Raw genomic sequence first — 16,407 nt, 5'->3', positions numbered from 1 at the left:
GGGGTGGCGGGTGGTCCGGCTTCGGGCGGGGCGCTCGGTTCAGGGCACCAGGACGACCTTGCCCGTCGTGCCGCGGGTCTCCAGGGCGCGGTGGGCCCGCGCCGCCTCGGCGAGGGGGAAGCGCTGGACCGCCGGGCGCAGACGGCCGGCGGCGGCCTCGGCGAGGGCTCGGGTCTCCAGGGTGCGGACGTCGCCGCCCGCCCGGTCGAGCATGACGCGGCCGAGGACCTGCTCGGAGGTGATGGAGCGGGCGGCCAGCTCCCCGTCGGTGAAGGTGAGCGGTCCCCCGTCGCGTATCCCCTGGCCCGACCAGCCGAAGACGACGTGCCGGCCGCCCTCGCCGAGCAGGTCGACGGCGGCCCGGCCGGTGTCGCCGCCGACGGAGTCGTAGACGACCGTGGCCCGGCGGTCGCCGAGGAAGACGCGGACCTCGTCCGGCCAGCCGGGGCGGGTGTAGTCGACGGCGGCGTCGGCGCCGTTGGCGCGGACCCGGGCGACCTTCCCCGGTCCGCCCGCCAGGCCGACGACGGTGGCGCCGGCGTTCTTCGCGTACTGGACGAGGAGCGTGCCGATGCCGCCGGCCGCCGCGGGGACGACGGCGACGTCGTCGGGGGTCAGGTCGGTGAACTGGACGATGCCCATCGCCGTGCGGCCCGTGCCGATCATGGCGACGGCCTCCGCCTCGTCGAGCCCGGCCGGGACCACGTGCAGCCGCGCGGCGTCCACGACGGCGCGCTCGGCGTAGCCGCCGGGGGCCATGCCCAGGTGGGCGACGACGCGCTCGCCGAGCCAGGCCGGGTCGGTGCCCTCGCCGACCGCGTCCACGAGGCCGGCGACCTCGCGGCCCGGGACGGTGGGCAGCTCGGCCGGGGCCGGGAACGGGCCGGTCATCCCCTCGCGCAGGGCGGTGTCCAGGAGGTGGACGCCGGCGGCGGCGACGGCGACGCGCACCTGGCCGGGGCCGGGGACGGGATCGGGCAGTTCGTCGAGGACGAGGTTCTCGGCGGGTCCGAAGGCGTGCAGGCGGATCGCGCGCATGGTGGGGCTCCTGTGACGGGTGTCCGGGCGGGCGAGTGACAGCCTGGTACCTCGACCATGCTTGAGGTCAAGGGGCGGGCGGCGGGGTGGCGGGCGCCCCGAAGCCGCCGCCGTGTCGCCGGCGAGGGGGGCGCCGAAGAGCCGCCGCGCGGCGTCGGACGGCGCGGAGGAGGGGCGGATGGGGTCGGTGGGGCGTGCGGCCGGTGGGGCCGGTGTGCGGGGGTGGGGGCGTGCGGCCGGTGGGGCCGGCGTGCGGGGGCGGGGGCGTGCGTGGCCCGGGCGGTCAGGGCAGGCGGGGGAAGCGGGCCTGGAGGTCCCAGACGACGGGGTTGTCGGCGAGGTCCTCGTGCATGTCGACGAGGTCGGCGATCAGGTCGTGCAGGAAGTCCCGGGCCTCGCGCCGCAGTTCGCCGTGGCCGAAGGTGAGCGGCGGCTCGTCGCCGGGCATCCAGTCGGCCTCCACGTCGACCCAGCCGAACCGCCGCTCGAACAGCATCCGGTCGCTGGACTCGGTGAAGTCCAGCTCGGCGTACTGCGGCTTCGCCGCCCGGCTGCCGCGCGGATCGCGGTCGAGCCGCTCGACGATGTCGCACAGCGCCCAGGCGAAGTCGAGCACCGGCACCCACCCCCAGGCCGTGGACACCTCGCGGTCGGTCTCCGGGTCGGCGAGGTACACGTCCCCGCAGAACAGGTCGTGCCGCAGCGCGTGGACGTCCGCGCGCCGGTAGTCGGTCTGCGGGGGGTCGGGGAAGCGGCGGGAGAGCGAGTAGCCGATGTCGAGCACGTACGCGATGGTGTCACGTCCCCCTGCGGGCGCGGCCCGGGGCACCGGACGGCCCCGGCGTGCCGGTGGTGGACCCGCGTACCGGGCGGTGGCTCGGCGTACCGGCGGCGGCTCCGGTGTACCGGCGGTGGCCCTGGCCTGCCGGGTGGTGGTGCCGCGTACCGGCCGGTGGCCGCCCCGGCGTACCGGCCGGTGGCCCCGGCGTACCCGCGGTCGGGCGGCGCGGGGCTCAGGGGACCAGGCGCCGCTCCTTGGCGACCGCCACCGCCCCGGCGCGCGTGTCGACGCCGAGCTTGGCGTAGATGCGGCCCAGGTGGGTCTTGACGGTGGCCTCGCTGATGAAGAGCGCCCGCGCGATGTCGCGGTTGCCGAGGCCGCGGGCGAGCTGGCCGAGGATGTCGCGCTCGCGGGCCGTGAGCGCGGGCGCCGCCGCTCCGCGCGCCCGGTCCAGGACGCGGCCGGCGACCGGCGGGGAGAGCGCGGTGCGGCCCTCGGCGGCGGCGCGGATCGCGGCGAACAGCTCCTCGGGGCGTTCGGCCTTGAGCAGGTAGCCGGTCGCGCCCGCGTCCACGGCCCGCGTGACGTCGGCGTCCGTGTCGTACGTGGTGAGGACGAGGACCCGTACGTCGGGCGCGGCGATCCGCCGGGTCGCCTCGACGCCGTCCATGCCGGGGCCGAGCTGGAGGTCCATGAGGACGACGTCGGGCCGCAGCTTGGCGGCGGCGGCGACGGCCTCCTCGCCGCTGCCCGCCTCGCCGACGACCTCGACGCCCGGCTCGCTGCCGAGGAGGGCGAGCAGGCCGGCGCGGACGACGGCGTGGTCGTCGCAGAGCAGGACGCGGACGGGGCGTGTGGTGCCGGCGGATCCGGGTGTGCCGGGGGCGTGGGGCGTGCCGGGTGTGCCGGGGGTGCCGGACCGGCCGGGTGTGCCGGGGGTGAGGGCCGGGGGTGTCATCGTCGGGCCTCCAGGGGGACCGAGGCGGAGAGCACGGTGCCCTCGCCGGGCGCCGACTCGACGGTCAGGGTCCCACCCAGGGCCGCCAGCCGGGCGCGCATCGCGGGCAGGCCGTGGCCGCGCGCGTCGGCGCCGGGCGGCGGCGCGGCGGCCGGGTCGAAGCCGCGGCCGTCGTCGGCCACGTCCAGCACCACCTGGTCGTCGAGCCGGGTCAGCGTGACCGCGGCCCGGGTGGCCCCGGCGTGCTCCCGTACGTTCGCGAGGGCGCCCTGCGCGATCCGCAGCAGGGCCGACGCGACCCGGTCCGGCAGCGCCGTGTCCGCGCCCTCGGCGTGGAAGCGCACCGGGAGGCCGCCGGTCGTCTCGCGGGCGGCGAGGGCGCGCAGCGCGGGGGCGAGGCCGCCGCCCCCGGCCAGGTCGGCGGGGGCCAGGTCGTGCACGAAGCGGCGCGCCTCGGCGAGGTTGTGCTCGGCGATGGCGGCGGCGGTACGGACGTGGCGGCGCGCCGTCGCGGGGGCGCCGTCCCACGTGCGGTCGGCGGCCTGGAGCAGCATCCGCTGGCTCGACAGGCCCTGCGCGAGCGTGTCGTGGATCTCCATCGACAGTCGCTGACGCTCCGCCAGGGTGCCCTCGCGCCGCTCGGTCGCCGCCAGGTCGCGGCGGGTGCGCAGCAGGTCCGCGATGAGCGCCCGCTGGCGTTCCGCCTGCCGGCGGGCGTGCAGGAACACGCCGGTCGCGATGGCCGCCGCGGCGGGTGGCGCCACGAGCGTGACCGGGTCGACGCCCGGGTCGGCGAGCCGTTGCAGGGCGCCGACGACGAAGAGGGTCAGCAGTGTGACCAGGGCGAGCGCGGCCCGCCGGGGCAGCAGGCGCAGCCCGGTGAAGAGCAGCGGTACGGCGCAGAGCGCGAAGCTCGGCGCCGCCACCACCAGCACCGTCCACACGGCCACCACGGCCGCCAGCCAGATCCGGCCGCGTCGGGCGGCGGGCGCGGCGGCGCCCGGCCCGAGGGCGTACAGCGCCGCCAGGGCGGCCGACAGCGCCACGACCCACGCGCCCCGCCCGTCCCAAGGGTGGCGCAGCAGGAAGCGGGCGAGCGAGGCGGCGAGCAGCAGGAAGAACGCCACGTGCATGACCCGGGCCAGCCCGCGCGCGTCCCGCTCGACGACCCCGTCCGGGGAGCGGGGGTGCCGGGGCGCGTCCGGCGGGTCGATGTGCGTCACGCCCCCATCCTGCGCCCGTCCGCGCCGTCCGGCATCAACCGATCGGCCGACCCCACCGTCGCCCGCTCCGGCGACGCGCGGCCGCAGGCCACGGCGGGAGGGTGGAGGCGTCACACCAGCCGACCCACCCCGGGAGCCCCCGTGAACGACCACCGCACCACGTCCGCCGCCACCACGTCCGCGAACACCGCGTCCGCCGGCACCGCGCCCCGCCGTGCCGCGTCCCGCCGTACCCGCCTGCTCACCGGTGCCGCCGCGGTCGCCGCGCTCGCCGCCGGCGCCTTCGGCGCGGTGTCCGCCCACGCCACCACGTCCACCGCCGCCTCCGGCGCCCCGCAGCGGACCGCCGCCGCCGCCGAGGCCGGCGACCGGAACGTCCACCGGACGACCCACCTCACCGTCGACGCCGCCACCCGCGCCGCCCAGGCCGCCGTCCGGGCCGCCCGCGAGGACGGGCAGCGGGTGAGCGTCGCCGTCGTCGACCGCGGCGGCGTCACGATCGTCGTCCTGCGCGGCGACGGCGCGGGGCCGCAGTCGTACGCGTCCGCGGAGCGCAAGGGCTTCACCGCCGTCTCCTGGAACGCCCCCACGTCCGAACTGGTCAAGCGGCTGGAGACCACGCCCAACCTGAAGGACATCCCCGGCACGCTCTTCCTGGGCGGCGGCGTGCCCGTGGCCGCCGACGGCGCGCCGATCGCCGGGATCGGCGTGGCGGGCGCGCCGAGCGGTGCCCTGGACGAGAAGTACGCGCGGGCCGGTGCCGCCGCCCTCGGCCGCTGACCGACCGCCTGACGTCCCGCCGGCGCCGACTGCCGGACGCGCTGGGCCGGACGCGCAGGCGCCGGAAGACCGAAGGCCGGAAGACCGAAGGCCCGAGGCCCACGAGCCCGGAGCGCACCGAGCCGGCAGCCAGGGGCCGGAGGCGCGAAGGCCGGAAGCCGGAGAGGCCCAAGGCCGGAAGCCGGAGAGGTCCGGCGGCACCGACGCTCCGGCGCCCTGACGCCCCGTCCGTCCCGGCCCGCCTAGGATCGCCGTGTGACACGAGGGAGCGGGAGAGGGAGCGGGAGCCGGGGAGGAAGAGTGCGCGGGCTCGCCTCCGCATCACTCGCCACGGCGCTGCTCGCGGCCGGCTGCACGCAGGGCGTCACCGGCACCCCCGGCGCGGCCGGGCTGCGCGACCCCTACTTCCCCCGCCTGGGCAACGGCGGGTACGACGTACGCCACTACGCGCTCACCCTCGCCTACGACCCCGGCACCGGCCGCCTCGACGGCACCGCCGAGATCACCGCCCGCGCCACGCAGGACCTCAGCGCGTTCAACCTGGACCTGGCCGGGCTCACCGTCCACGGCGCCACCGTCGACGGTGAGCCGGCCTCCGTCCGCCGCGCCGGGCAGGAGCTCACCCTGCGGCCCCGCTCCGACCTCGCCCGCGGGGCGACCTTCCGCACGGTGGTCCGCTACTCCGGCACCCCGCGCACCCTCACCGACCCCGACGGGTCCCGGGAGGGCTGGCTGCCCACCGAGGACGGCGCGCTCGCCCTGGGGCAGCCGGCCGGGTCCACGGCGTGGTTCCCCGGCAACCACCACCCCTCCGACAAGGCCACGTACGAGGTGACGGTCACCGTCCCCGAGGGGTACCAGGCGATCGGCAACGGCCTGCCCGGCCGCGCCCGCACCGCCGACGGCCGCACCACCACCACCTGGCGCACCACCGACCCCATGGCCGGCTACCTCGCCACCCTCGCCGTCGGCCGGTTCGACGTCACCACCGGCCGCACCCCGGCCGGGCTGCCGCTCGTCTCGGCCACCGACCGCACCGTCACCCGCGACGCCGCACCGCTCGTCGCCCGGCTGCCCGAACTGCTCGCCTGGCTGACGGAGAACCTCGGCCCGTACCCCTTCACCTCCGCCGGCGTGATCGTCGAGCGGGAGGGGGACGCCGGGTACGCGCTGGAGACGCAGACGCGGCCGGTCGTCCCCGCCGACCAGTTCACCGTCGAGATCCTCGTCCACGAACTCGCCCACCAGTGGTACGGCGACTCCGTCTCGCCCCGCTCGTGGCGGGACATGTGGCTCAACGAGTCGTTCGCGACCTACGCCGAGTGGCTGTACGCGGAGGACTTCGAGGACCGGCCCGCCCAGGAGAGCCACGAGGCGGCCTTCGCCGACCCCGACAACTGGGCGTTCCCGCCCGCCGAGCCCCCGACCGCCGCCGACATCTCGCAGCCGCCCGTGTACGGCAGGGGCGCGATGGTGCTGCACAAGGTGCGCCAGGCCGTCGGCGACGACGCGTTCTTCGGCCTGCTGCGGGGCTGGGCCGCCGAGCACCGGCACGGCAACGCCTCGACGGACGAGTTCACCGCGTACGTCGAGGAGGAGACCGGCGAGGACCTGACGGAGGTCTGGGACACCTGGCTGTACGGCACGGAGAAGCCGGACGCGCCCTGAGGCGGCGCCCGGAGCCCCGGCGGCGCTCGCCGATCCCGACGGGGGCGGGCGGGGCCGGGGTGCGGCGGACGGTCACAGGGCCTTGCGCAGCACCACGCGGTCACGGCCGGGCTCCCGGCCCCGGCGTCGGTCGACCTCCCGGTAGCCGATGGCCCGCCAGAACGTCAGGGCCCGGCGGTCGCCGGCGAGGACGGAGAGCCTGACCCCGGCGCGGCCGCGCTCCCGGTACCGCTTCTCGACGATCTCCGCCAGCTCGCGGCCGAAGCCCATGCGGTGGTCCCGGGCGTGGACCATCAGCAGCCCGATCCACGGATCCGAGGCCTCCGGACCGTCCGGGCCGTCCGGGCCGTCCGGGCCGGCCGGGCCCGGGTGGTGGGCGAGGGTCACGGCCACGCCGATCACCCGGCCGTCCGAACGCGCCAGCAGCACCTCGGCGCCCGGCCGGGACAGTTCGTCGGCGAGCGAGGTGGCGACCTGCTCGGGCCGGATGTCGTCCGGGTCCGGGAACGCCCCGGTGAGCTGCTGGAACTCCCGGTTCGACGCGTACAGCTCGGTGAGTTCGGTGAGGAGCGGACCCGGCAGGGCGCCCTCCTCGCCGAGCTCCAGCGGTTCGACGATCATGCGGCCCACAGTAGGCAAAGCGACGCGTCCCGGCGCGCCGTACGCCCCGGGGCCCCGCACACCGTGCGGGGCCCCGGGGGCGTCACTCGTCGAGGTCCGCGCGGACGCGCGCGGGCTGCCCCGCACCGTCACGTGGCGGCCGGCCCCGCACCGTCACGTGGCGGCCGGCCCCGCACCGTCATGCGGGGGCCGGGCCCGGCCACCGGCGCGCACGCGGCGCGCCGGTGCGGCGACGGACGGAACGTCAGACGTTCACGCCGAAGTCGCGGGCGATGCCCTCCAGGCCGGAGGCGTACCCCTGGCCGACCGCGCGGAACTTCCACTCGGTGCCGTTGCGGTACAGCTCGCCGAAGACCATGGCGGTCTCGGTCGCCGCGTCCTCGCTGAGGTCGTAGCGGGCGATCTCGGTGCCGCCGTCCTGGTTCACGATGCGGATGTACGCGTTGCGGACCTGGCCGAAGTTCTGCGAGCGGTTCACCGCGTCGTAGATGGAGACCGGGAAGACGATCTTGTCGACGTTCTGCGGGAGGCCCGCGAGGTTGACGTTGATCTGCTCGTCGTCGCCGCCGCCCTCACCCGTGCGGTTGTCGCCCGTGTGGACGATGGTGCCGTCGGGGGTGGTCTTGTTGTTGAAGAAGACGAAGTGCGCGTCGGAGGCGACCTTGCCCGCCGCGTCCACACCGATCGCCGAGGCGTCGAGGTCGAAGTCGGTGCCGGTGGTCGTGCGGACGTCCCAGCCGAGGCCCACCGTGACGGCGGTGAGGCCCGGGGCCTCCTTGGTCAGCGAGACGTTGCCGCCCTTGGACAGGCTTACAGCCATGGAAGTGCCTTTCCCTTGCCTGAGTGCTCGATGGCGTCACAGCTCATAACGCGGGGCGTGCCGAGGTGGTTCCTGACCGCGAAAAGCGGGTGACGCGGGACTGCGCCATTGGGGAACATGGGGGGCATGTCCGGTCCCCATGTCATCCGCGGTTCGGTCTCCCTGCCGGAGGCCGAGCTCCAGTGGCGTTTCTCCCGATCCTCGGGACCGGGCGGGCAGCACGTCAACACCAGCGACTCCCAGGTGGAGCTGCGCTTCGACCTCGCCCGCACGGAGGCGCTGCCGCCGGTGTGGAAGGAGCGGGCCCTGGAGCGGCTCGCGAGCCGCCTCGTGGGCGGCGTGCTCGTCGTACGGGCCTCCGAGCACCGGTCCCAGTGGCGCAACCGCGAGACGGCCGCCGTGCGGCTCGCGTCGCTGCTGGCGGAGGCGACCGCGCCGCCGCCGAGGCCGCGGCGCCCCACGAAGGTCCCGCGGGGGATCAACGAGCGCCGGCTGCGGGAGAAGAAGCAGCGCGCCCAGACCAAGCGCGGCCGCTCGCCCCGCGACTGGGACTGACCGCCCCGACGGCTCCGGTGCGCCGGCGGCGGCCGTCCGCGGGTGGTCAGGCCAGATGGCGGTAGGCGCCCCGGAAGTACGTCAGGGGAGCGCCCTGCGGGCTCGGCAGGGCCGTGGCCAGGACCCGGGCGATGACCAGGGTGTGGTCGCCCGCCTCCACCCGCTGCTCGGTGCGGCACTCCAGCGTGGCCAGCGCGCCGCCCACGAGGGGCGCGCCGGTCAGGTCGCCCCGGGTGTACGGGATGTCGGCGAACAGCAGGCGGTCGCTGATCCGGCCCCGCATCGCGAAGCGGCCCGCGATGTGCCGCTGGCTCTCCGCGAGGACGGACACGCCCCACAGCGGCTGCTCCGCCAGCAGGTCGTCCATCCGCGAGCCGTTGCGCAGGCTCACCAGGACCAGGGGCGGGTCCAACGACACCGACATGAAGGCCGTCGCCGTCATGCCCACGTCCTCGTCCATCGGCGGCTCCACGGCCGTCACCAGGACGACGCCGCCGGCCAGGCGGGACATCGCCGCACGGAACTCCTCGTCGCTCACCCCTTCAGGATGGGGCAGGTCGGAGGCTGACACCGGGGTCCGAGTTGTTGGCAGCACACAGGGAACGCTAACCTCGCCCGCCACCCGGCCGCATCGGCCCCGAGGACCAGCGGGATGCCGCCGGGTCCTAGGTCCAAGGGTTGATTTGCTTTCTGCAATTTCGGGGAAATGGGACGGTTATTGTGACTTGAGTCACACAGGGCAGTAATTGTTGACCCTGTGTACCGAGTGCGCAGCTCGCTGTGATTCAGTGGCGGTAAACACCCGCACGAGGAAGCCGCTGACACACCTGGATTGTTGCTGTCGAGGTCTCGGGGAGAGCGAGCGATGGAGACCGAGTCGGAGCCGTACGTCCGTCTTGCGACCCTGCGGCAGCTGCACCAGGTCGTCGCCAACCTCAACACGGCCCGGAGCCTGGCCGACACCCTGCAGACGGTCGCCGACGGCGTCATCACCGGCCTCGGCTACGAGCTGGCGTGCGTCAACCTCGTCCGCCCCGACGGCGACCTCGTCGTCGCCGCCTTCGCGGGGAACGCCGCCGCGGAAGCCCTGATCACCGGCCGGGTCGGCTCCCGCGTCTCCTGGGAGCGGCGCCTCCACATGGGCGAGGCGTGGGGGGACCTCCGGTTCATCCCGCACACCGAGGGCTGGGTGCTCATAGACGACGACGTGCCGCAGTGGCACACCGAGGGTCCCGAGCCCCGCTTCGAGGACGAGTGGCACCCCCGGGACCGGCTCTACGCCCCCATGTACACCTCCGGCGGGCAGCGCGAGCTCCTCGGCGTCATCTCCGTGGACCGGCCCCGCAACGGCCGCCGCCCCGGCGCCTGGGGACGCGAGGCGCTGCAGATGTACGCCTCCCAGTCGGCCATTGCGATCAGCAATGCCCGGCTGCGCGCAAACATGCAGCGGGCCCTGGTGCGGCTGGAGCGCGAGCAGCAGGCCCTGCGCGCCAGCGAGGAGTCGTTCCGCCAGGCCTTCGAGTACGCCCCGTCCGGGATGGCCATCGCCGAGATGGGCGGTGACCAGCACGGTCGGCTGCTGCGGGCCAACGACGCGCTGTGCCGGCTGCTCGGCAGGCCCGCCGCCGTCATGCGCCGGTACTCCTTCGCCGACCTGGTCCACCCGGAGGACGTCGGGACCCTGCTGCGCACCTCCGCCGAGGGCGGCCGCGCCGAACTGCGGCTCGCCCGCCGGGACGGCACGTACGTGTGGGTCTCCCTGCGCAACTCCGTCGTCGCCGACACCGCCGACGGGCCCCGCTTCCTCCTCACCCACGTCGAGGACATCGAGGAGCGCAAGCGGCACGAGCTGCAGCTCGCCCACCGCGCCTCCCACGACGCGCTGACCGGGCTGCCCAACAGCGCCGAGCTGCGCGCCCGCCTCAGCGCCCGGCTGTGCGGCCGCCCCGACGACCGCGTCCGCGCCACGGCCGCCGACGCCGCCGGCTACGAGCCGGGCCACGACGCCGCCGCCTACGAACCCGCCTACGAACCCGCCTACGACGCCGCCTACGGCAACGGCCACGCCGGCACGGCCCCCGCCGCGTACGAGTACGGCCACGCCTACCGCGGGGACGGCTTCGACTTCGACCCCTCCGCGCCCGGCGGCCCCTACGACGGCCACGTCCACGCCGTCGCCCCGGAGGGCGGAGAGGTCGACGACGGCCGGAAGGGCCTCGCCGTGCTCTTCTGCGACCTCGACGGCTTCAAATCGATCAACGACCGGTTCGGCCACCACACCGGTGACGCCGTGCTCATCGAGGTGGCGCGCCGGTTGACCGCCGGCGTGCGCGACGGGGACACGGTCGCCCGGCTCGGTGGCGACGAGTTCGTCGTCCTCGCCGACGGCCTCGGCGCGGCCGACGCCGCCGACCTGGCCGTACGCCTGCGCAACGGCATCATCCCGCCCATCCGGGTCGACGGCCGGGCGGTCCGCGTGGGCGCCAGTTTCGGCATCGGCTGGGCCGAGTGCGGGATGTCCGTCGAAGAAGTGCTGAACTCCGCCGACCAGCGGATGTACATCGAGAAGCGGTCCCGGGCCAAGGTGCAGCGCCGGGCGGGGTAGCCCGTTCGGGGTAGGCTCGCCGGGGTCGGTGACGGCTGGCGAGCACGGATGAGGAGTGACCAGGGATGGCTGCCGGTAACCACGGCAATGGCGCGGGCACGCCCGAGGACGACGACCCGTTCGGCTACCTGTACGCGGACGGTCAGGCGTCGGGCGCCCAGCCGCCGGGCAGCCAGGGCGGCTACGGCTACCCGGGCCCCACCAGCGGCCAGCCGGGACGCCCCCGCACCTCGTACAACCAGGTCAGGGCGGTCGGCGAGCGCCCGCGGCCCCAGGTGCCGCCGCAGCCGCAGTACGGCCAGCCCGGCGCCCCGTACGGCCAGCACGGCCAGCAGCCCGGCGGCCCGTACGGCCAGCAGCCAGGCGGCGCCTACGGCCGGCCGCACGCCCAGTACGCCGCGCCCGAGACCTACCCCGGCGGCGCGCCCACCCGGCCCGGACCCGCCCAGGGCGGCCGCGGGGGCCGCGGCGGGCCGAACACCAAGGGCCTGCTGATCGGCGCCGTCGCGGTGGTCCTCGTCGTCGTGGCCGGCATCACTGTGGCGCTCCTCACCAACAGCGACGGCGAGAAGGACAAGGCGAACCCCGCCCCCGGCGCCTCGGTCTCCGCCTCCCCGGACCCGGGCGACACCCGCCCCTCCCCGTCGACCGACCCGGGCGCGGCCCAGCCGCAGACCCAGAAGCGGGACGCGGCGACGCTCCAGCTGACCCCGCCCGCCGTGCTCGGCACGGAGGTCAAGGGCGCGAAGGGCGCCGGCGGGGCGTACGTGATGTTCAACGGCGTCGGCGGCGCGGCCAGCTGGAAGGTCGACGTACCGGAGGACGGCCAGTACACGCTGTTCCTCACCTACAGCGTCCCCGGCAAGGACGCCAAGGCGTCCCTCACCGTCAACGACGGCAAGCCCCGCAAGATCAACATGTCGAACTTCGCGCGCGCCCCCGAGGGGTCGTGGGAGAAGGGCTGGACCGAGACGTACTCCTGGGTCCAGCTGCACAAGGGCGAGAACACCCTGAAGATGTCCTGCGAGCAGGGCAACGACTGCGAGGCCTACCTCGACCAGGTCTGGCTCAAGCCGGGCCAGCTCCGCCGCGACAGCTAGGGCCGGTCCGCCCGCGCGGGCCCACCGGACCCGTCCGACCCGTCCGACCTGTCGGGCCGACCGGACCCGTCGGTCCCGTCGGCCCCCGTGGTGACCACCGTCAGGAAGTGGGCGACGGTCTGCGTCATCGCCTCGCGGGCCTCCGTCAGGTAGGGGCGGGGGTCCACCGTCGCGGGGGCGTGCGACAGGTGCGAGCGGATCGCCTCCGTGTAGGCGGTGTTCAGGGCCGTGCCCACGTTGATCTTCGTCATGCCGGCGCGGACCGCGGCCCGCAGCTCCGCGTCCGGGACGCCCGAGGAGCCGTGCAGGACCAGGGGGACCGGGACCGCCGCGCGCAGGGCGGCGATCAGCGCGTGGTCGAGCGCGGCCGTCCGCTCCGTCATGGCGTGGGTCGAGCCGACCGCGACGGCCAGCGCGTCCACGCCCGTCTCCGCCACGTACGCCGCGGCCTCCGCCGGGTCGGTGCGCACGCCCGGGGCGTGGGCGTGCAGCGGCGGTTCGCCGGCCTTGCCGCCGACGCGGCCCAGCTCCGCCTCCACCCACATGCCGCGCGCGTGGCCCCAGCGGACGGCCTCCGCGGTGGCCTTCACGTTGTCGCCGTAGCCGAGCCGGGACGCGTCGACCATCACCGAGTCGATGCCGGCCGCGTGGGCGGCGTGCAGCAGCTCCGGGGTGACCACGTGGTCCAGGTGGAGGGCGAGGGGCGCGCGGCAGGCGCGGGCCACGGCCGCGGCGGCCGCCGCGACGGCGGAGAGGTCCCCGCCGTGGAAGCGGACGGCGTTCTCGGAGACCTGGAGGACCGCCGGCCGGCCGGCGCGTTCCGCCCCGGCGGCGACGGCCTCGGCGTGCTCCAGGGTGATGACGTTGAACGCGGCGACGGCGCGGCCCGCCGCCCGCGCCGGTGCGACGAGGTCAGCGGTGCTGACGAGGGGCATGTCGGATCCTTCCGCCGTGGGCGTGCGCCGGGGCCGCGGGTGACGGCGGATCAGGCCGCGGTGGCGAGCTCCCGGACCGTCACCCGTTCCAGCAGTTCCCCGTACCGGTCGGCGTCGAACTCGCCGGCCGTCCTGGCGTGCACGGTGGCCGTCGCCAACGCGGTGGCGCGGGCGAGGCGTTCGGGCCACGGCGCCCCCTCGACCAGTGCCGCCAGCAGGCCGGCGACGGCGGAGTCCCCCGCCCCGGTCGGGTTGCCGGCGACACGGGCGGGCGGGGCCGCCTGCCAGGTGCCGTCCGGGGTGACCGCGAGGAGCCCCTCCGCGCCGAGCGAGGCGACCACCGCGTGCGCGCCGCGGCGGCGGGCGTCGCGGGTGGCGCGCAGCGGCTCGCGGGCGCCGGTGAGGGCGGCCAGTTCGTCGGCGTTCGGCTTGACCAGGTCGGGCCGGGCCGCGATGCCCCGGCGCAGCGGTTCGCCGCTCGTGTCGAGCAGGACCGGCACGCCCGCGGCGCGGGCGCGGCGGACCAGCTCGGCGTACGCGCCGACGGGGACCCCGCGCGGGAGGCTGCCGCAGAGGGCGACCGCGCGGGCCCCGCCGAGCAGCTCGCCGTAGACGGAGAGGAGGTCGGACCACTCGGCGGGGGTGATCACCGGGCCGGGCTCGTTGAGCTGCGTGGTGTCGCCGCTCGCGGAGTCGGTGACGGCGACGGTGCGGCGGGTGGCGCCGGCGCTGGGCACCAGGGCGTCCCGTACGGGCAGCGGCGCGAGCAGGCCACGCAGGACCTCCCCGGTGGAGCCGCCCGCGAAGCCCGTCACGACCGTCTCGTGGCCGAGGGCGGCCAGGACGCGGGCGACGTTGACGCCCTTGCCGCCGGGACGCTCCACCACGTCGGTCACCCGGTGCGTGGCGTGCGGGACGAGCGCGGGCACGGCGTAGGTGAGGTCGAGCGCGGTGTTGAGCGTGACCGTGAGGATCAACGGTTCCAGCCCCCCGGAGGTCGTGGACCGGCCGTTTTCGGGTGGCCGGCCCGGAAGAACCACGGTTCACGATCATGCCAAACGGAGGGCGGCCGGCCCAGCCCCCGGGGCCGGTGATCTTGCGGCGGGCGGCCGGATCGTCACCCCGCGAGGGGGTGGACCACCCATTCGCCCCTGCGCATCACGCCCGTGAGGGTGAAGTCCTCCTCCAGGACGACGAGGTCGGCGTCCTTGCCCGGCTCCAGGGAGCCGATCCGGTCGTACAGGCCGAGCAGCTTCGCGGGGTTGGCGGAGATGGCCTGGACGACCGCCTCGACGGGCAGCCCGTCGACGGTCGCCGCCCGCCGGAACGCCGTGTCCAGCGTGAGGGTGGAGCCGGCGATCGAGCCGCCCTCGACGAGCCGGGCCACGCCGTCGCGCACCTCGACCGCCAGCGGTCCGAGGCTGTACACGCCGTCGCCGAAACCGGCCGCGTCCATGGCGTCGGTGATGAAGGCGACCCGGGCGGGGCCCGCGCGGTGGAAGGCCAGTTCGAGGGCGGCGGGGTGGAGGTGCGTACCGTCGTTGATCAGCTCGACGGTGACCCGCTCGTCCTCCAGGAGGGCGGCGATGGGCCCCGGCGCGCGGTGGCCCAGGCCGGGCATCGCGTTGAACAGGTGCGTGGCGACGGTCGCCCCGGCGTCGATCGCCTCGACGGTCTGCTCGTACGTGGCGTCCGTGTGGCCGATGGCGGCGATGACGCCGTGCTCGGCGAGGAGGCGTACGGAGTCGATGCCGCCGGGCAGCTCCGTGGCGAGGGTCACCATACGGGCGTGGCCCCGTGCGGCGTCGACCAGTTTGCGCACCTCGGCCGGGTCGGGGTGGCGCAGCAGCGCCTCGCTGTGGGCGCCCTTGCGGCACGGGGAGATGAACGGGCCCTCGAAGTGGACGCCCGCGATGTCGCCCTGCTCGGCCAGCTCCGACAGCTCGCCGGCCCGGTGCGCGAGGAAGTCCATGTCGCCGGTGACGGTCGACGCGACCAGGGTGGTCGTGCCGTGCAGCCGGTGGGTGTGGATGCCCCGCAGCACCTCGTCGAGGGTGCCGGAGGTGAAGGACGCGCCGCCGCCGCCGTGGTTGTGGAGGTCGACGAAGCCGGGGACGACCCAGTGCCCGGAGAGGTCGAGCACGGTGGGGTCGCCGGTGGCGGGGCCGGCGGCGGGATCGGCGGGGAGGCCGGCGGGCAGGCCGCTCGCCGGGCCCGCGGGGCCGCCCGTGGCGGCGGTGATCCGGGCGCCCTCGACGGTGACCCGTCCACCCTCGACGACGCCGGTCGGCAGCACCACGCGGGCCCCGGCGAGGACCTTGCGGTCGGCGTGAACGGCCATCAGGGGGATACCTCCAGGTCGGTGGCGAGCTCGGCGGCGAGCAGGTCCCAGGCGAGGAGCCCCGCGCCCAGGCAGCCGGCCGTGTCCCCGAGGGCCGCGGGCACGATGGCGGGCCGCTGCTGGAACGTGACGCGCTCCGCCACGGCGGCCCTGAGGGGCGTGAACAAGGTTTCCCCCGCCTCGGCGAGACCGCCACCGATGATCAGGGTGCGGGGGTCCAGCAGGGTGAGCGCCGTGACCAGCCCGTCGGCGAGCGCGTCGACGGCGTCCTGCCAGACGCGGACGGCGCGCTCGTCTCCGGCGGCGACGGCCTCGGCGCAGTCGGCGGCGTCCGCGTCCGGGTCGCCGCTCGCCTCCGCCCAGGCGCGGGTGACGGCGGCGGCCGACGCCAGGGTCTCCAGGCAGCCGCGTGCGCCGCAGCCGCAGGCCGGGCCGCCGGGGCGCACCACGATGTGGCCGATCTCGCCCGCGCAGCCGTGCGCGCCCGCCTCGATCGTGCCGTCGATGCCGATGGCACCCGCGATACCGGTGCCCAGGGGCACGAACAGGAACCGGTCCGCGCCCCGGCCCGCTCCCACCCGCCCCTCCGCGAGCCCGCCGGTCCGCACGTCGTGGCCGAGCGCGACCGGGAGGCCGCCGAGCCGCTCGCCCAGCAGGGCGCGCAGCGGGACGTCGCGCCAGCCGAGGTTGGCGGCGTACACGGCGACCCCGTCGACGGGGTCGACGACCCCGGGCACGGCGACGCCGGCGGCCTCGGCCCGTACGCCGTACCGCTCCTCGCCGCGGGCGAGGAGGTCGGTGGCGAAGTCGAGGATCGACCGGACGACGGCGTCCGGGCCGCGCTCGCGCCCGGTGGCCCGCCGTGCCTCGTACAGCAGTGCCCCGTCGGCCCCGACCAGGGCGGCCTTCATGCCGGTGCCGCCCACATCGAGGGCGATGACGTGTCTCACGGGAGACAGTTTCACCCGAGGGGCGTGAAAGG

General features: G+C 76.2%; 16 protein-coding genes. 5 read left to right on the top strand and 11 right to left on the bottom strand.

Annotation, left to right across the window (positions count from 1 at the left end):
- Nucleotides 1-39 precede the first annotated feature (39 nt).
- The 4 genes from LPA54_RS05545 to LPA54_RS05530 form a co-directional block, all read right to left on the bottom strand.
- Nucleotides 40-1,038 (bottom strand): zinc-binding dehydrogenase, encoded by a 999-nt coding sequence (locus tag LPA54_RS05545; RefSeq protein ID WP_228974335.1) that lies wholly within the window; start codon nt 1,036-1,038, stop codon nt 40-42.
- Between the two features lie 283 nt (nt 1,039-1,321).
- Nucleotides 1,322-1,822 carry a hypothetical protein gene (locus tag LPA54_RS05540; RefSeq protein ID WP_228974334.1) on the bottom strand — a complete coding sequence of 167 codons (501 nt, stop codon included), beginning with the start codon at nt 1,820-1,822 and terminating at the stop codon, nt 1,322-1,324.
- A 229-nt stretch (nt 1,823-2,051) separates the two neighbouring features.
- A complete protein-coding gene (locus LPA54_RS05535; protein WP_228974332.1) occupies nt 2,052-2,777 on the bottom strand; it encodes a response regulator transcription factor in 726 nt (241 codons plus the stop codon).
- The gene (locus tag LPA54_RS05530) at nt 2,774-3,910 is read right to left on the bottom strand and encodes a sensor histidine kinase (RefSeq protein ID WP_228974400.1); all 1,137 of its coding nucleotides are present in this window, start codon (nt 3,908-3,910) and stop codon (nt 2,774-2,776) included. The genes LPA54_RS05535 and LPA54_RS05530 overlap by 4 nt, the downstream gene beginning before the upstream one ends.
- 327 nt (nt 3,911-4,237) lie before the next feature.
- Here LPA54_RS05530 and LPA54_RS05525 point away from each other — a divergent pair, with 327 nt between their 5' ends.
- Nucleotides 4,238-4,780: a heme-binding protein gene (locus tag LPA54_RS05525; protein ID WP_228974398.1), complete on the top strand. Its 543-nt coding sequence runs from the start codon at nt 4,238-4,240 to the stop codon at nt 4,778-4,780.
- Between the two features lie 300 nt (nt 4,781-5,080).
- Nucleotides 5,081-6,448: a M1 family metallopeptidase gene (locus LPA54_RS05520; RefSeq protein WP_228974330.1), complete on the top strand. Its 1,368-nt coding sequence runs from the start codon at nt 5,081-5,083 to the stop codon at nt 6,446-6,448.
- Between the two features lie 72 nt (nt 6,449-6,520).
- On the opposite strand, the gene LPA54_RS05515 is transcribed toward LPA54_RS05520, so the two are convergent.
- Both LPA54_RS05515 and LPA54_RS05510 read right to left on the bottom strand, forming a co-directional pair.
- Entirely contained in the window at nt 6,521-7,069 is a 549-nt protein-coding gene (locus LPA54_RS05515) for a GNAT family N-acetyltransferase (RefSeq protein ID WP_228974328.1), read from the bottom strand.
- Between the two features lie 244 nt (nt 7,070-7,313).
- Nucleotides 7,314-7,889 carry a TerD family protein gene (locus tag LPA54_RS05510; protein WP_058944162.1) on the bottom strand — a complete coding sequence of 192 codons (576 nt, stop codon included), beginning with the start codon at nt 7,887-7,889 and terminating at the stop codon, nt 7,314-7,316.
- Between the two features lie 117 nt (nt 7,890-8,006).
- Here LPA54_RS05510 and arfB point away from each other — a divergent pair, with 117 nt between their 5' ends.
- Complete coding sequence (gene arfB / locus LPA54_RS05505; protein ID WP_228974327.1) at nt 8,007-8,444, top strand: alternative ribosome rescue aminoacyl-tRNA hydrolase ArfB; 438 nt, start codon at nt 8,007-8,009, stop codon at nt 8,442-8,444.
- A gap of 46 nt (nt 8,445-8,490) precedes the next feature.
- Here arfB and LPA54_RS05500 read toward each other — a convergent pair whose 3' ends face one another.
- Complete coding sequence (locus LPA54_RS05500; RefSeq protein WP_228974396.1) at nt 8,491-8,955, bottom strand: flavin reductase family protein; 465 nt, start codon at nt 8,953-8,955, stop codon at nt 8,491-8,493.
- A 354-nt stretch (nt 8,956-9,309) separates the two neighbouring features.
- Between LPA54_RS05500 and cdgB the strand changes: the two genes are divergently transcribed.
- Nucleotides 9,310-11,049 (top strand): diguanylate cyclase CdgB, encoded by a 1,740-nt coding sequence (gene cdgB / locus LPA54_RS05495; protein ID WP_228974325.1) that lies wholly within the window; start codon nt 9,310-9,312, stop codon nt 11,047-11,049.
- Nucleotides 11,050-11,114: 65 nt separating this feature from the next.
- Nucleotides 11,115-12,149 carry a carbohydrate-binding protein gene (locus LPA54_RS05490; RefSeq protein ID WP_228974324.1) on the top strand — a complete coding sequence of 345 codons (1,035 nt, stop codon included), beginning with the start codon at nt 11,115-11,117 and terminating at the stop codon, nt 12,147-12,149.
- Here the strand turns inward: LPA54_RS05490 and LPA54_RS05485 are convergent.
- The 4 genes from LPA54_RS05485 to LPA54_RS05470 form a co-directional block, all read right to left on the bottom strand.
- The gene (locus tag LPA54_RS05485; RefSeq protein ID WP_228974322.1) at nt 12,146-13,084 is read right to left on the bottom strand and encodes a class II fructose-bisphosphate aldolase; all 939 of its coding nucleotides are present in this window, start codon (nt 13,082-13,084) and stop codon (nt 12,146-12,148) included. The two genes, LPA54_RS05490 and LPA54_RS05485, sit on opposite strands and share 4 nt — an antisense overlap.
- 50 nt (nt 13,085-13,134) lie before the next feature.
- Nucleotides 13,135-14,061 (bottom strand): 1-phosphofructokinase family hexose kinase, encoded by a 927-nt coding sequence (locus LPA54_RS05480; protein ID WP_228974321.1) that lies wholly within the window; start codon nt 14,059-14,061, stop codon nt 13,135-13,137.
- A gap of 140 nt (nt 14,062-14,201) precedes the next feature.
- The gene (gene nagA, locus LPA54_RS05475; protein WP_228974319.1) at nt 14,202-15,425 is read right to left on the bottom strand and encodes an N-acetylglucosamine-6-phosphate deacetylase; all 1,224 of its coding nucleotides are present in this window, start codon (nt 15,423-15,425) and stop codon (nt 14,202-14,204) included.
- Entirely contained in the window at nt 15,425-16,375 is a 951-nt protein-coding gene (locus LPA54_RS05470) for an ROK family protein (RefSeq protein WP_228974318.1), read from the bottom strand. Before LPA54_RS05470 ends, nagA begins: the two co-directional genes overlap by 1 nt.
- Nucleotides 16,376-16,407: the final 32 nt, after the last annotated feature.

Origin of the sequence: Streptomyces sp. DH12 (assembly GCF_020873895.1) — a bacterium.
Lineage (GTDB): Bacteria > Actinomycetota > Actinomycetes > Streptomycetales > Streptomycetaceae > Streptomyces.
This window is presented reverse-complemented; position numbering and strand designations above follow the sequence as displayed.

Coding starts and splice junctions, on each gene's coding strand:
- LPA54_RS05545 (WP_228974335.1), bottom strand. CDS start 1,038: ATGCGCGCGATCCGCCTGCACGCCTTCGGACCCGCCGAGAACCTCGTC.
- LPA54_RS05535 (WP_228974332.1), bottom strand. CDS start 2,777: ATGACACCCCCGGCCCTCACCCCCGGCACACCCGGCCGGTCCGGCACC.
- LPA54_RS05530 (WP_228974400.1), bottom strand. CDS start 3,910: ATGCACGTGGCGTTCTTCCTGCTGCTCGCCGCCTCGCTCGCCCGCTTC.
- LPA54_RS05515 (WP_228974328.1), bottom strand. CDS start 7,069: ATGATCGTCGAACCGCTGGAGCTCGGCGAGGAGGGCGCCCTGCCGGGT.
- LPA54_RS05510 (WP_058944162.1), bottom strand. CDS start 7,889: ATGGCTGTAAGCCTGTCCAAGGGCGGCAACGTCTCGCTGACCAAGGAG.
- arfB (WP_228974327.1), top strand. CDS start 8,007: ATGGGGGGCATGTCCGGTCCCCATGTCATCCGCGGTTCGGTCTCCCTG.
- LPA54_RS05500 (WP_228974396.1), bottom strand. CDS start 8,955: ATGTCCCGCCTGGCCGGCGGCGTCGTCCTGGTGACGGCCGTGGAGCCG.
- cdgB (WP_228974325.1), top strand. CDS start 9,310: ATGGAGACCGAGTCGGAGCCGTACGTCCGTCTTGCGACCCTGCGGCAG.
- LPA54_RS05490 (WP_228974324.1), top strand. CDS start 11,115: ATGGCTGCCGGTAACCACGGCAATGGCGCGGGCACGCCCGAGGACGAC.
- LPA54_RS05485 (WP_228974322.1), bottom strand. CDS start 13,084: ATGCCCCTCGTCAGCACCGCTGACCTCGTCGCACCGGCGCGGGCGGCG.
- nagA (WP_228974319.1), bottom strand. CDS start 15,425: ATGGCCGTTCACGCCGACCGCAAGGTCCTCGCCGGGGCCCGCGTGGTG.